Annotated in this window: 10 protein-coding genes; 2 read left to right on the top strand and 8 right to left on the bottom strand. The window is 35.0% G+C overall.

The genetic code is table 11. The features are described 5' to 3' along the window. Nucleotides 1-9: 9 nt before the first annotated feature. Entirely contained in the window at nucleotides 10-483 is a 474-nt protein-coding gene (locus DM444_RS10405; protein ID WP_111286315.1) for a hypothetical protein, read from the top strand. Nucleotides 484-518: 35 nt separating this feature from the next. On the opposite strand, the gene DM444_RS10400 is transcribed toward DM444_RS10405, so the two are convergent. After that, the gene (locus DM444_RS10400) at nucleotides 519-1,025 is read right to left on the bottom strand and encodes a DUF6169 family protein (RefSeq protein WP_111286313.1); all 507 of its coding nucleotides are present in this window, start codon (nucleotides 1,023-1,025) and stop codon (nucleotides 519-521) included. Continuing rightward, on the bottom strand, nucleotides 1,009-1,158 hold the full coding sequence (locus DM444_RS23615; RefSeq protein ID WP_162614949.1) for a hypothetical protein: 150 nt from the start codon (nucleotides 1,156-1,158) through the stop codon (nucleotides 1,009-1,011). The genes DM444_RS10400 and DM444_RS23615 overlap by 17 nt, the downstream gene beginning before the upstream one ends. Nucleotides 1,159-1,338: 180 nt before the next feature. Between DM444_RS23615 and DM444_RS10395 the strand changes: the two genes are divergently transcribed. Further along, on the top strand, nucleotides 1,339-1,893 hold the full coding sequence (locus DM444_RS10395; protein WP_111286311.1) for a DUF5683 domain-containing protein: 555 nt from the start codon (nucleotides 1,339-1,341) through the stop codon (nucleotides 1,891-1,893). A 74-nt stretch (nucleotides 1,894-1,967) separates the two neighbouring features. Here the strand turns inward: DM444_RS10395 and DM444_RS10390 are convergent, their stop codons facing one another. From DM444_RS10390 to DM444_RS10365, 6 genes are all read right to left on the bottom strand, one after another. Beyond that, nucleotides 1,968-5,081: an Ig-like domain-containing protein gene (locus DM444_RS10390; protein WP_111286309.1), complete on the bottom strand. Its 3,114-nt coding sequence runs from the start codon at nucleotides 5,079-5,081 to the stop codon at nucleotides 1,968-1,970. 260 nt (nucleotides 5,082-5,341) lie between these two features. Then, nucleotides 5,342-7,519 (bottom strand): glycoside hydrolase family 97 protein, encoded by a 2,178-nt coding sequence (locus tag DM444_RS10385; protein ID WP_239455655.1) that lies wholly within the window; start codon nucleotides 7,517-7,519, stop codon nucleotides 5,342-5,344. A gap of 48 nt (nucleotides 7,520-7,567) precedes the next feature. Continuing rightward, complete coding sequence (locus DM444_RS10380) at nucleotides 7,568-8,950, bottom strand: alpha-amylase family glycosyl hydrolase (RefSeq protein ID WP_111286307.1); 1,383 nt, start codon at nucleotides 8,948-8,950, stop codon at nucleotides 7,568-7,570. An 86-nt stretch (nucleotides 8,951-9,036) separates the two neighbouring features. Then, nucleotides 9,037-10,116 (bottom strand): SusE domain-containing protein, encoded by a 1,080-nt coding sequence (locus DM444_RS10375; protein WP_111286305.1) that lies wholly within the window; start codon nucleotides 10,114-10,116, stop codon nucleotides 9,037-9,039. Nucleotides 10,117-10,129: 13 nt separating this feature from the next. Further along, nucleotides 10,130-11,638, bottom strand: a complete 1,509-nt coding sequence (locus DM444_RS10370) for a RagB/SusD family nutrient uptake outer membrane protein (protein ID WP_111286303.1) — start codon at nucleotides 11,636-11,638, stop codon at nucleotides 10,130-10,132. A gap of 8 nt (nucleotides 11,639-11,646) precedes the next feature. Further along, nucleotides 11,647-14,859, bottom strand: coding sequence for a TonB-dependent receptor (locus tag DM444_RS10365; RefSeq protein ID WP_239455654.1), 3,213 nt, complete (start codon nucleotides 14,857-14,859; stop codon nucleotides 11,647-11,649). Nucleotides 14,860-14,948 lie beyond the last annotated feature (89 nt).

Below are 14,948 nucleotides of genomic sequence, written 5' to 3'. Positions count from 1 at the left end.
AAGAAAAAGATGACTTCAAAAAGTCTTTATAAATGGGGTTTTGTAGGATTGATTCCAAATTTCGGATTAATTTCTGGAGCAATTCTCATTGTTCAAGGCTTTATTAGAAAAGATAGAAAAATGAAAATAATTGGATTCGCAGGAATTCTTGTTACTCCTTTGTTTTGGTATTTTTATTTAACTAGTGATTTTCATAAAGGACATTTAATTCAATTTACAAATTATCGATTGAATGAAGTTGTAAAAGATTTGGAGTTTTATAAAAGTAAAAATGATCAATATCCAGATAGTCTTGCTCAACTGAAACCTCAAAATAAATTCTTTATAGACCAAGAGTTTTTTAGTGATGAATTTGATTTTAAAAAAGTGAAGCCTGCAAGATTTTATTATAAAAAAGAAAGAAACAATTATATTTTAAAATCGTTTGGTCCGGATTTGATTTTGAATACAAAAGATGATATTTATCCTGAATTGAAAAAATAAAAAATGCCGTTTGAAATTCTCAAACGGCATTTTTATTATGGCTTTTCTCCATTTAATGCATTGCTGATATTATTAAAGGCGTCTTTTATGACTTTAAAATTGACATTTTCTTTATGAAGCATTAGGGAAGTATAAAGTTTGATAATTTCTCTATCAGAATCAAATTCGATAATATTATTAAGCTTAATGATATAATTGGTCATGGAGCTTTTTTCGTACCATCTGTCAAAAACAGAAAATCTTTGAAATGCTTTTTTATCATTATCATCGCAAATATAAATTAATGCATCATGAATATTTTCAAAAAACGAGGCAATAATGTTTTTGATTGTTTCTGAAATCAATACATCAAACTGTTCAGGTTGAGAACTAATTCTGTCTATAGTAATTTGATAAACATTTCCAAGTTCTATATCATTCCCAACACAAGATGCTAATGTGAAATCTTCATAGAAAGCAACCCTGTATTCAATTTGTCTTTTTGTAAAGAAACTATAATAACCAGAATCAGAATTAAAAGTATAATTATATTGTTTTAACAAGTTTGATACCTTTTGAAGTTAAGGTTTCGGCAGAAGTTTTCCCTTGTAAAAAAGAGCGTACAGCAACCTTATCTTCTCTCATTTTGATAATTGCTTTTTTAATAACTTCTTTATTTACTGCTGTAGTTTTCATATTGCAAAGTAACAGATTTAAGTTGAATACTCCAAAATTTGTAGTATTATTTTTATTATTTAAATGTATTTACTTGGTTATCAGTATAATTTAAAAATTAAGCTTTCTTTATCTTTTATTTAAGAAAAATCTTAGAACTAAAAAGTTTTCTTTGAAACAAAATTTTCAAAGCCAACTTTTATGCAAAATCAATTTCTTTTTCTTTTTTTACTTATTGGATTTACTACAATTTTCGCTCAAGGAAAAAATAAAATCATTTTAAACGATTCTTTAAAATCTGAAACTATTGATCCGCTTCGTCCTTCAAAAGCGGCTTTTTATTCTGCTGTTTTGCCAGGTTTAGGTCAGATTTATAATAAAAAATATTGGAAACTTCCTTTAGTTTATGGTGCAATTGGTACGAGCACTTATTTGTATATCGACAATCAAAAAAAATATAATATTTATAGAGACGAATACAAAAGCAGACTCGAAGGTATAGAAAGTGATTCGCAATTTTTAGCTGGATTAAGCGAAAGCCAATTGATTTCTGCACAAAAACAGTTTCAAAGAAACAGGGATTTATCCGCTTTGTTTATGGTCGGTTTTTATGTTTTAAATATTATAGATGCCAATATTGATGCCGCATTGTCACAGTTTAATGTAGATGAAAGATTGGCATTTAAACCTGCAGTTATAAAAAATGATATCACCTTCAATAATAATTTCGGGTTTGCTCTGAATTATACTTTTTAAGAAAAAAAATAGCCACGAATTCACGAATTTTTAAAAATTTACTTAGAATTAATTCGGAATTCGTGGCAAAAAAATTATTTAACAATCAGTTTTTTAGTCACATTAAAATCTTTAGAAACAATATTTACAATATAAATTCCAGAAGATAAATGATGATTAACTTGTCCTGAAGAAGAAAGTCTTTGATTTAAAACTGTTCTTCCGTTCAAATCAGAAACGAAAATTTCAGCATCTCCGTTTGTTAATTCAGGCATTAAAACATGAAATTCATTGTTTGTTGCCGGATTTGGATAAATACCAATTACAGGTTCAGTTGTAGAAGCTTCTTCAATATTTAATGCTGCTCTTGAAGTTCCAACAGTTGTTGGTTCTAATTGCCATTGCGCACTGTACCAGCCATCTTGTGAATTTCCGTATTGAGCAGAACCAGTTTGGTTTTCGATATGAATAATATTTCCTGTCTGCCATCTGTTTCTTAAACGAGTCCAAGTTCCGTCAATATAATCGCTTGACCATTGCGCACTCCAGAAAGTGGTATCGGTGATGTTACATTGTACATTTCCAGTTTGACCTTCGATATTCATCAATTCACCAGTTGCTACATTTTTCAATACAAAATAAGTAGCGTCAATTGCAATTTTTTGCCATTTATAATTGTTGCTAGAAACACTCGTTCCGTAACCTACATTTGTTCCTGCATCAGATAAATAAGCACCAGTCCATCTGTTTTTGATCGTGTAATAATTTCCTCCTCCAGAAGCTGTTGTAACCGATACTAAACAAGTACTTGTTTTACTTCCATCAACAGTTGTAACGGTAATTGTCGCCGTTCCATTCGCTACAGCGGTAACTAAACCTGAAGCATTTACAGTTGCTACAGCCGTATTATTTGAACTATAGGTTACCGATTTATTAGTAGCATTTGCAGGAAGAACAGTTGGAGTCAATTGTTGTGTTCCGCCAACATTCAATGAAGCTGTGGTTGGACTCAAACTTACACTTGTAACCGCAACACCCGTTCCCGGATTTGAATCGTACCAAGTAGCATTCATATACCACCCTGTTTTATTTCGGCTTAAGTCGGCAGTTTGATTGGTTCCGTCGTTGAAAATTAAATTGCTTGAAGTTACGTTTGTAAATGTATAACTGTACCAACCATTTCCAGCATCGGTCATGTTTACTCCAGGCCAGTTTACAGTTGCCAAAACTCCTGTTGGTAAAGCATTCCAATAGTAAATTTTAATTCCAGTTCCCCAATTTGATGGTTTATAGAAATAAACCGTGAAATTTGTATTCGGATTTACTGTAATTGTTGCCGAAGCTGTTTTATTTCCGTCTTGTGTAGTTGCTGTAATTGTTGCTGTTCCGGCAGAAACTGCTGTTACAAGTCCGCTTGAATTTACCGTTGCGATTGCGGTATTGCTTGATGACCAAGTAACCGTTTTATTTGTGGCATTTGCTGGTGAAATTGTTGCAGAAAGCTGTTGTGTATTTCCAGCATATAGACTTGCAGAAGTTGGAGAAACGGCTACAGAAGAAACGGGAATTGCAGCGACAGTTATTGCAGAAGTTGCTGTTTTATTTCCATCAACTGTTTTAACTGTAATAGTTGCTGTTCCTGCTGCAACTGCTGTAACTAAACCAGAAGCACTTACTGTTGCCACAGCTGTATTGCTCGATGTCCAAGTTACGTTTTGATTTGTTGCATTTGCAGGAGCAATTGTAGCATTTAATTGTTGTGTAGATCCTAAACCAACAGTTACTGTTGTTGGACTCACAGAAACTCCTGTAACGGCTACAACCGGAGCATTTGTATTAGTTAAAACCAAATATTCGAAAGCAGCAAAATTACGCGTTGCACCTGCGGTTAAAGTAACCGAAGCATTATTGTTATATGGATTTACATAAGTTCCCGCTAAAGCCGCTGGAATAACGTACGATTTAGCTGCGTTTCTCAAATTCGACATTACAATAACTTTCTCAGTTCCTAATGTTTTGGTGAAAATACTAATATCATCATTAGCATACGTCGTTAAATCACCGCGTCTAATGGCTGCACTTGTTGTTCTGAAATTTAAGATTTTTGCGAAATCTGCGGCGGCAGTTGGATTTTGAGACCAATTGAATTTAAAATTAGTCCACGGCCAGTCTGTTTTTGGTTCGTAATCAATTTCTTGTCCGCTCATTAAAAAAGGAACGCCTCGCATATAAGCTGAAACTAGAAAGTTTGCAACGACTCCGTTATGGTTTTTAAATACAACAAATGGTCTTCTTACGCCATCATCATTTGTGTAGGTATCGTGATTTCCAGTATATCTAACGATTTGCTGATTTCCAGTTGCTTTCGCATATTCATAAGTAGTTTGATCTTGAATTCTTTGAGAAACAGGTCCGCCGCTAGCAATATCATATAACCCAGCATGAAACCATCTATCTCCATAATTCATGTCGAAACCAACTTGAAAGTTTTCTTGTCTGTCGCCTTCGGCTAACATTAATAAGTTGTGAGAAGTTATGCTTCGAAGATTTGAATTTACTTCTGACCAAAAATCTAAAGGAGGGTTATTAGCATAATCGCAACGGTAACCGTCAATATTAGCTGCAAAAATCCAATAGCGCATAGCATCTTTAATGGCTGCTCTTGTTGCTGAACTATTAAGATCAAGCGCTGCAATATCAGAGAAGTTTCCTAACTGCTGAATTGTGGTTCCGGTTCGTTTGTAATATTCAGGATGTGAAACGGTCCATCCGTGATCCCATGATGTTCCGTTGATGGCAATATCTAAAATAACGGCCATGCCGCGGCTGTGAGCGCCATCAACCAAAGTTCTTAAATCAGCCAGTGAACCGTATTCAGAACCGACGGCTTTAAAGTCTTTGATACAATAGGGCGAAGCCGAACTTCGGGAGTCTGTGCCGTGGGGAAAAATTGGCATTAAATAAATAACATTAGTGCCGAGTGCTTTTATATTGTCTAATCGGGCGGTTACTCCGGCTAAATCTCCGTTGGCGCTAAACGGACGAATATGCACCTGATACATATTGATATCTCTCGTATCAGGCACTCCTGCAAAGGGTGTTCCGTACTGAGCAGGATCTTGTGCATAAACTGAACTTGCAAATAATAATAGAAAGCAAATTAATGCTTTGGTAATATGAAATAATCTAGTGGTAATTTTGATTTTCATAATAATAGTTTTTGCATGCTTGTCGGCATTTCTAACTAAAATTCATTCTCACTCGCATTGTTTTTAAATTCGACAAACATTTTGTGGTTAATAGTTTTCAAGTAGTAAGTTTTAATTTTTTGCTCAAAAAAGAGCATAGTTTTTCTGCCACGAATTCACGAATAAGGATTTATCTAGAAAATCTTAATTCTGAAAATTCGTGGTAAAAAAACTTAGAAACTGAGTATCTCAGTCCCGAAGCTTCGGGATAGCATCTTAAATTATAATTTTTTCAATCCTTTTAAATCTGAAGCAGTTCCTTCTTTGATGCTGATGGCAACACCACCGCCCGGAGCTAAATATTGCTTCAATTTGCTTTTTGAGTTTACAATAACTTTAGTAACGGTATATTTCTGTGGATTCTGATTCCAATTAGCATCTTTAGCATCGGCATAAATTGTTGCGACGAAATTTTTTCCTGCAGGTAAATAATCAAATGAAATGTTTGCTGTTCTTGCATTTTCATCTGTAATTCCGCCAATAAACCATTCGTTTTTGCTTTTTGCTTTACGTGCAATTGTAATATAATCTCCAGGTTCAGCTTCCAAAATATAACTGTTATCCCAATCTACAGCCACATCTTTGATGAACTGAAATGCGTCTGGAAAACGCTCATAATTTCCAGGAATATCAGCAGCCATTTGCAGCGGACTGTACATGGTTACATAATAAGCCAATTGTTTTACTAAAGTTGTGTTTACTCGTTGTGAACTTCCTGTTCCGTAGTAAGAAAGGTCAGTTTGGAAAATTCCAGGCGTATAATCCATTGGACCTCCCATTAAACGGGTAAATGGTAAAATTGTAGTATGATCTGGAGCTAATCCTCCCATAGATTCGAACTCAGTACCGCGCGCTGATTCCTGAGCAATCCAGTTTGGAAAAGTACGGTTTAATCCCGTTGGGCGAACTGCTTCGTGGCTGTTAATCATAATTTTATAATCGGCAGCACGTTTGGCAACGTTGATGTAATGATTTACCATCCATTGTCCGTCGTGATGTTCGCCACGCGGAATAATCTGTCCTACATAACCTGTTTTTACAGCATCATAACCGTTATCATTCATAAATTGAAAAGCGCGATCCAAACGACGTTCGTAATTTGTAGCCGATCCAGAAGTTTCGTGATGCATAATAATTTTCACTCCTTTTGAAGCTGCATAAGCATGCACCGCTTTTACATCAAAATCTGGATATGCGGTTACGAAATCAAAAACGTCTTCTTTCCAATTGCCAATCCAGTCTTCCCAGCCAATGTTCCAGCCTTCGATAAGAATCGCATCAAAACCATTTTTAGAAGCAAAATCAATGTATTCTTTTGCGCGTTCTGTTGTGGCTCCGTGTTTTCCGTTTGGAGTAAGTTTGGTGAAATCATCCGTCATTTTTACGTTGTTTTCTTTTCCAAAAGCCCAAGTACTTCTTCCAGCAACGAAATATTCCCACCAAATTCCGATGTATTTCACAGGTTTAATCCAAGAAACATCTTTATAACTTGTTGGTTCGTTAAGATTTAAAATCAATTTTGAAGCTAAAATATCAGTTGCTTTATCGCTTACTATAATGGTTCTCCAAGGCGTTTGAGCGTCAGTCTGCATGTAGCCTTTTGCACCAACGGCATCAGGCGCCAAATGACTTGTCATTTTGTTGGTTTTAGCATCAATTTCAAGGTACATTGCTGGATAATTGATTAATCCTGCTTCGTGAATGTTGATGTATAAACCGTCATCAGATTTCATCATAGATGGTGTTTGTACAGAAAGTTCCTTAATTGGCTGCTGTGCATTAATTTCAATCGTAGCTTTTTTTATCAAAGAAGGAATTTCTGAAATCTTCGAAGTCGTATAAGCATATTCGTTGGTATCATAATCTCCTGGAATCCAGAAAATTTTATGATTTCCAGCCAATTGAAATTCGGTGCGTTCTTCTTTAATTACAAAATAATTCAGGTCATTTTGTTTAGGAAATTCATATCTAAATCCCAATCCGTCGTTGAATAAACGGAAACGAATGCGGATAAATCTATTGTTATTTTTTGCCTGAGCTAAAGTGACAACCAATTCGTTATAATGATTACGAATTGTTTTTTCTTCCCCTAAAACAGGATTCCAATTTTCATCAAAAGTAGATTGAGCCGTATTTGTAACGGTAAAACCATCCATAAATGAAGCTCTGTTTAGAAGCTCTAAACCTAAAGAACTTGGTTTAATAACTGGTTTCTGCTTATATGATAATTGGTAAGACGGAATTCCGCCTTCTTTTAATTCAAATTTTAAAGAAAGATTTTTGTCTGGCGAAGTTATTTCTTGTGCCTGAAGCCAAAAAGAGGCAAGGATAAAAAATAAAAGCGCTGTTTTTTTGCTCAAACGTATTTGAAGCAATGATTTTTGGGATTGAAAATTCATGTTATTTGGTTTTTTGCAAATTTAATTTTATTTAAAGCTGCATTGAAATTAATTTTTCAATACTAAATATTGAAAAGGCTGAAGTGTTACATCTGAACTAACCGTTACTGAAGCTCCGCTAAAAGCATCTTTCCAAGTTCCTTTTAATGTTGAAGGAATTAGATGTTTTACAGTTGAACTTGTTAAATTTGAAAGTACGAATACTTTTTCAGAGTCTTTTGTCATTGTGAAAGCACTAACAGAATTACTGCTGTAACCTGTAAATTCTCCTGTTTTAAGAGCGTTGCTTGCGTTTCTGAAAGCAATGATTTTTTTGTATTCAGCTAGCATTTCATTGTCTGCAGTTGACCAGTCAATTGGTGTTTTTGCAAAATAATTTAATCTTTTGTCGTAGCCAATTTCTTGTCCGTTATAAATCATTGGAATTGATTTTAAATAAGCTGCGACAACAAATGTTGCCATAGATCCTTTTTTGCCTCCAAAAAGCTCTAATGGCGTTCCATCAGAAAGATTCACGTCATGATTGCTCGTGTATCTAACTATTTTGTTTGTTGGATCGTAAACGTTTGCATATTCTGTAGCATTAGAATCTTGAATAGTTGTTGCGGGTTTACTTTCTTTAAAAAGCTGTTCAAGAGTAGAGAAAAAATTAAACCCAAAAGTATAATCAAAACCTGATGCAAAGTGATTGTATTTTGAACCTTCAGCCAGCATTAAAATCGTTTGATTCTTTTTAATTTTTCTAAGTTTTGATATTGCATCTGACCAGAAATTGTTCGGAACAAAATCGGCATAATCGCATCTGAAACCGTCAATATTCGCATTATAAACCCAATATGACATCGCATCGATCATCGCGTCTTTCATTTCAGTATTATTGAAATTTAGCTGTGCGACATCATTATAATTTGTTCCTGGAGGAATGATAATATTGCCACTAGCATCTTGCTGATACCAATCTTTATGCTGTGTAATCCAAGCGTTGTCCCAAGCTGTATGGTTTGCAACCCAGTCTAAAACAACAGCCATGTTTTTCTTGTGCGCTTCTTCAACTAAAGTTTGAAGATCTTGTAAAGTTCCAAAATCAGGATTTATCGCTTTATAATCTTTTACTGCGTAAGGAGATCCTAATTCGCCAGTTGCTCTTTCTTTTCCAACAGGATAAATAGGCATTAAATAAATGACATTTGCTCCTAATTCCTGAATTTGAGAAAGCCTTTCTTGAACTCCTTTAAGTGTTCCAGCCTGACTAAAAGCACGAATATTTACTTGATAAATTACTGCATCTTCTTTCTTTGGCATTTTTTCAAAAGGTGCTCCATATTGTGTATACGGAAATGCTGGAGTTTTGTTGTCATCATCAGAAGAACTGCACGAAACAAATGCTAATGCAAGCAATAATCCGTAAATGATTTTTATATTAAATTTCATAATTTTTACATTTTAAGTGGTTGAGAAGTAACCTGCCTTTCGAAGTAAAAAGACAGGTAAACTCAAACCAAACTAAACTTAATTTTTTATTTTTTTGTAATCGTATAAGTTGCTGTTGGAGGATATCCAGTACTTGCAGGATCGACATCATTTATTTGTAATGTGATTTCGTAAGTTCCGCCTTCGCCAACATAATGAGAACCTTGATCGTCTAGATATACAATTCCGTCAGTTGTGTTTTTAGGCCCGTAATTGATTGTCCAGCTGTTGTTTAATCTGAATTTCACATTTCCAGGAACTAAAACGGCAGTAACTTTCCAAGTTTTTGTCTGATGATCGTAGCTCATCGGTGTGCTGTTATCCCAGCTTCCAGAAGTCGCATCACCAACAATTCCCCAAGAATAAGGCGTTGCAGTCCATTTTAAAGTGTTCAAATTCACTTTAATTTGATATGAACCAGCTCCAGGGAGTACAAAATCTGTATCACTCATGTTTTTAAGATCACTGTTTGTATCGCCAGCGCCATAAAATTGAGCCCAGTTTCTTTCTGTATTTAACTTAAATCCTAGTCCTGCACCTTCGGCAACAGTCATGTAACCTTGGTACACTCCTTTTTGAATTGCTGTTAAAGCCGCAGCGGTTTCAATAGCCCAGCCTTGATAGCTTCCGGGCATATAAATTTCGCCAAAAACAACGCTTTTTTCATAAGGAGTAACTGTTAAAGTAACAGGATTTGAATATACTTTACGATCCATCGCAGCTTCTACGCGAACGACTAGTTTTCCTTCAACATTAATAGGAAGACCTAGATCTACAGCAATTTTATTTAATTCTTCTCCAATTAAAGCTCTGCTTAAAACATCTGTACCTACTTCAATTCGTTTTGCTTTCATCCAAGCGTTTGCACCACTCGTATCTCCAACTAAATCAAATTGAATAGCGTACGTTACTGGAGCTTCAATAGGAAAAGCGACTTCTGGCCAAGAAACCAGTAAAACCTGATCGGCAGCGGTATCTTCTGTTAAAACTAATGTACTTGTTGAAACACTTATTTCTGAAGGGAAACTAACAGATTTTAATGTCGTTAATGGGGCGTCAGTGTCGCAGGATGAACCCAAGAACAGCAAACTGCCTAATATGAATAATTTATTGATATATTTTTTCATGATAGTTTTGTTTTTAGTAACCAGGGTTTTGTTTTAATCCACGATTGGCATCTAAAGCTGAGGTTGGAATTGGGAACAATTTTCTGAAAGCAGGAGACTCAGGTCTAAATTCGTTAGCCAATAAAAATTTATTGAAACGAATCATATCTTGTCTTCTATGGCCTTCCCAGTTTAATTCAAATCCTCTTTCGTTGTAAATATCATCTAGAGTAGGATTGTGGTCTAAAGCGTTTAATCCTGCGCGTTGTCTAATCTGATCAATAAATGGTTTTGCAGCAGCAGCGTTTCCTAAACGAGCATTACATTCTGCCATCATTAAGATAACATCTGCGTATCTGAAAATAGGGAAGTCGTTAGAAGCACCTCCACCAGTTCTAGGTGCTACAGGATAAAATTTCACATTACGAACACCCGCTTGAGGATCTGCTCCTGGATTGTCTAATGAAGCAACATCAAGCGTATAATTGAAACCTCCTGGCTGTTCTCCAAACAAAAACTGTTTTCTACGAACATCATTTGCATCATATTTCAAGAAGAAATCTTTAGGAACAATTGTACCATTCCAACCGCTGAAACCGAATAAAGCTTGTGCATGAGCACCGTATAAACTTCGAACAGCATAAACGTTACGAGAAACAATATCTAGAGTAGCATAAATTGGCAAGATCGTTTCGTCTTCTGGAAGCACATCTCCAAATAACTCGTAATATTTACTTCCTAACGGATTTGAAGCATCTGTAGCTCCAGAGTGAAGTGTAAATCCGCCATCGGCAACTTTGTTACACGCTGTTAAAGCTTCGTTCCATTTTGGAGTTCCTGTATAAACTTCTGCGTTCAAATATACTTTTGCTAACAAAGTATAACCTGCCCATTTATTGAATCTTCCATAATAATTTCCGCCTCTTGTTCCAGATAACAATTCAACGTTTTCAGTTAGTTCTTTTACAATAAAATCATAAACCTCTTTACGGCTTGACTGCGGAATTTTATCAACAGTAATATTATTGTCTGTGTAGAAAGGAACATCACCAAAATCATCAATCAATAAATAATAAAAGAAAGCTCTTAATGTTTTTGCTTCAGCAATTTTTGAAGCGTCAGCATTCGCTTTTTGCAATAAATCTACTGCTAGATTGGCATTGAAAATAGATTTATAAAGCCAGTTCCAAGTATTACCTATAATAAAATCAGTTGGAAGCCATTCATGTTTGTGAAGACGAGCAAAATCCATCTGCCAGTCACCCGTATTTCTATGCGGAATAACCTGTTCGTCAGAAGACATACAGTTCATATCGTACCATCCGTTATCTGCTCCAGCATAACCAACACCACTTGCTCCGTCTCTCACGAATTCTCCAGGAATTTGCGCATAAACGCTTGCTAGTGCTATATCAGCACCTTCAGGAGTTCCGTAAAAATCTTCTGCAGGATATTTATCATACACATTTTCTTCTATGTCTGTACAACTAAAAAGTGTCAGGAAACACAAGCTTCCTGTTATCAATATATTTTTAATTTTCATGTTTTTTACTATTTAAATTTTACAGTCAAACCAAACGCCACGCTTCTGGTACGAGGATAAATTCCTCTATCGCCACCGAAGTTATCTTCAGTTCTGCCACTTCCGCTTACGTTCAATTCTGGATCAATACCTGAATAATCTGTAATTAGGAATAAATTGTTTCCTGTAAGTGAAAGTCTAATAGTATCAATATATTTATCTGTAAAACGGAAACTATATCCCGCTGTAAGATTTTCTAAACGAACGAAAGAACCATCTTCTAACCATAAATCAGAACCGTAAGGAGAAGTATAAATTCCTGTTTCTACTGCACTAGCTAAAACATTCGATTTACCAATATTTTCCAATCTGCTTAAGTTAGAACGTAATCCGTTGTAGATTTTATTTCCTCCAGAACCTCTTACTAACATAGAAGCATCGAAGTTTTTATATCTGTAAGAAGGATTAAACGCAAAAGTATAAGTTGGTAAAGCTGAACCTGCATAATAGCGATCAGGGCTTTTAGCACCTTGATCAATTGTACCGTTTCCATCACGATCCAAAACAGTTTCAACATTGTTTTCGTTTTTACCTGTATGTTCTAAAATATAAAACGCTCCAATTGGTTTTCCTTTAACTAAATAAGAGTTTGCAGCTCCCCAGCCAACATAATCAGTATTTAAAGGAACGCCATTAATGCTTCCATTTAAATTAAGAACTTCATTTTTCATGAATGCCACGTTTCCTGCCAAAGTAAGCGTACTGTTTTGCGATTTAATAACATCGTAAGCAAGCGAGAACTCAATACCTTTGTTTGAAATACTTCCAACATTTGCCTTAATAGTTGGATAAGGATATGGAGGTTGAGGTACTGTATAATCAAATAATAAATCTTCTGTTTTAGAAGTATAAACATCTACAGTTCCTCTTAATCTATTATTGAAAAGAGCAAAATCAAGACCTAAATTTGTTTGTTTTTTAGTTTCCCATTTCAAGTCGGCATTTGAGTTTTGATAAATGCTGTAATTTGTAATTGGCTGACCTCCAAAATAAGTGATTCCTGAGTTTCCAACCAATGAAAGAGACTGCTGCGGAAGAAGACCTTGCTGATTTCCAGTTGCTCCGTAACCCGCACGAATTTTTAGCTCATCAAAAACATTTTGCTTTTGCATGAAAGGCTCTTTGTCAATTTGCCAAGCAACCGATGCTGAAGGGAAATTTCCCCATTTGTTGTTAGCTCCAAATACAGACGAACCATCACGACGGATACTTGCAGTAACCAAATAACGATCTAATAAAGAATAGTTTACTCTTGCTAAAAATGAAACTAATGTTCTGTCATTTTTGTATGATTCAATATCCCCAGGACGAACTTTTGACAAATCTCCCAATTGTAATGCATTGTAAGTTGTTTTATCATTCATAAAACCTCTTGCTTGGGCATAATTTCCTTGATACATCTGATTTTGCCATTCGTATAAACCTAAGGCATTAATGGTATGTACACCAAATGTCTTTTTGTAATTAAGACTTAAGTTGGTTAACTTTTCATTTTGTCTTTGGTTTCTAATATTCGCAAAACCATTTTGATCAATTGCATAAGCAACAGTTGATTCTATAGGTTGGAAATAACCGTATGTTACATTTGTTTTTCTCCAGCTTCCAAACCAGTTTAATGTTAAACCTTTAGCTAAGTCCAAATCGGCTTTTAAACTTCCAAATAAGTTGTCATTTTGCGCCTCATTTGTGGTAGTTTGTGCCGCCGCGTAAGGGTTTAAATATTGAAATACATTTGAATCTGTAAAATAAGTTCCATCAGTATTGAAAACAGGATCTGTTGGTCTAACTAAATAAGCATTTGTAATTAAATTTGAAGTATAAGCCGCAGTTCCAACACTTTGAATAATACTTGTTGTATTGTTAATTCCGGTATTTAAATTGAAAGTTAATTTTAATTTGTCATCCAAAGCTAATTGAGTTGCCTGAATACGGCCGATGTATTTTTTGTTGTTTGAATTAATAACAACTCCATCTTGTAAAATTGCTGATAAGGAAGCTCTATAACTGAATTTATCTGTTCCTCCGCCAAAAGACAAAGTATGAGTTTGTGTAATTCCAGTTTGCGTTAAAATTCCGTACCAATCTGTATTTGAACCATGATTTGCAGATGCAGGAACACTAACACTTTGTGCCGCAGCCCACCATTCATCGGCATTTAGCATATCTAATTTCTTCGGAATAAAATCTAAAGAGGTAGAACCAATATATTCCATTGTAGTTTTACCCGCTTTATTCTTTTTCGTAGTAATGATAATTACACCTGGCGCACCGCGAGAACCATAAATTGCAGTTGCAGAAGCATCTTTTAAAATATCAAAACTTTCAATTTCGCTAGGCGGAACTTGGTTTAGCAAATCCATATTTCCTTGAATTCCGTCAACAACTACTAAAGGATCGCTTCCACCAATTAAAGATGAAATACCACGAATACGAACGCTTGGTCCATTACCTGGCTCACTTCCTAATTGCGTAATGTTAACACCTGCCGCTTTTCCCGAAATCAATTGCAACGGATTCACGATTGCTCCTTGATTCATGTCTTTTGCACCAATAGAAGAAACAGCTCCAGTAACATCTCTTTTTGTTGCTGTACCGTAACCAACTACTACAATTTCTTGTAAGTCAGTCGCATCTGGAAGAAGCTGAATGTTTATTACAGACTGATTTGCAGTTACTTTTTTCTCTTTGTATCCAACAAAAGAAACAATAATAACCGACTGGCTGCTTTCTACAGTAAGTTTGTATTTTCCATCAAAATCGGTAACCATTCCGTTTTTTGTTCCTTCTTCAATAACAGAAGCTCCAGGCAAAGGCATTCCGTTTTCGTCTGTAATTACACCCGAAACAGTTTGCTTTTGAAATTCTATTACCTGTGTTTTAAGTTCTGGTTTTTTAAGGATAATTTGAGTGTCACGAATTTTAAATTCGGTAGGAGTTCCTTTAAAAATTTTATCTAAAACAACATATATAGACTGATCTTTTACAGAAATCGAAACCGTTCGATCTAAGTCGATATCGTTCAATTTGTAAATAAATCTGAAATCAGTTTTTTGTTCAATGGTCTCAATAACCTTTTCGATTGTTGAATTGTTTAATTCGAGAGTAACCTTTGTTTTTTGGGCATAAGTACTCGCTTTAATATTAAACATGGCGACCAAAATAAGTAGAGTAGTTAGTTTCAATTTTAGGTCTTTTTGGAACAATGAGTATAGAAACCCATTATTCTTAGATTTTTTTTTCATAATTTTGTTAATTGATTGTAGTTAATTCG

This window comes from Flavobacterium ginsenosidimutans (assembly GCF_003254625.1).
Taxonomy (GTDB): Bacteria; Bacteroidota; Bacteroidia; order Flavobacteriales; family Flavobacteriaceae; genus Flavobacterium; species Flavobacterium ginsenosidimutans.
This window is presented reverse-complemented; position numbering and strand designations above follow the sequence as displayed.

What these genes read in the sequence shown, in the direction of transcription:
- DM444_RS10405 (WP_111286315.1), top strand. Translation starts at nt 10, where the DNA reads ATGACTTCAAAAAGTCTTTATAAATGGGGTTTTGTAGGATTGATTCCA.
- DM444_RS23615 (WP_162614949.1), bottom strand. Translation starts at nt 1,158, where the DNA reads ATGAAAACTACAGCAGTAAATAAAGAAGTTATTAAAAAAGCAATTATC.
- DM444_RS10395 (WP_111286311.1), top strand. Translation starts at nt 1,339, where the DNA reads ATGCAAAATCAATTTCTTTTTCTTTTTTTACTTATTGGATTTACTACA.
- DM444_RS10390 (WP_111286309.1), bottom strand. Translation starts at nt 5,081, where the DNA reads ATGAAAATCAAAATTACCACTAGATTATTTCATATTACCAAAGCATTA.
- DM444_RS10385 (WP_239455655.1), bottom strand. Translation starts at nt 7,519, where the DNA reads ATGAATTTTCAATCCCAAAAATCATTGCTTCAAATACGTTTGAGCAAA.
- DM444_RS10380 (WP_111286307.1), bottom strand. Translation starts at nt 8,950, where the DNA reads ATGAAATTTAATATAAAAATCATTTACGGATTATTGCTTGCATTAGCA.
- DM444_RS10375 (WP_111286305.1), bottom strand. Translation starts at nt 10,116, where the DNA reads ATGAAAAAATATATCAATAAATTATTCATATTAGGCAGTTTGCTGTTC.
- DM444_RS10370 (WP_111286303.1), bottom strand. Translation starts at nt 11,638, where the DNA reads ATGAAAATTAAAAATATATTGATAACAGGAAGCTTGTGTTTCCTGACA.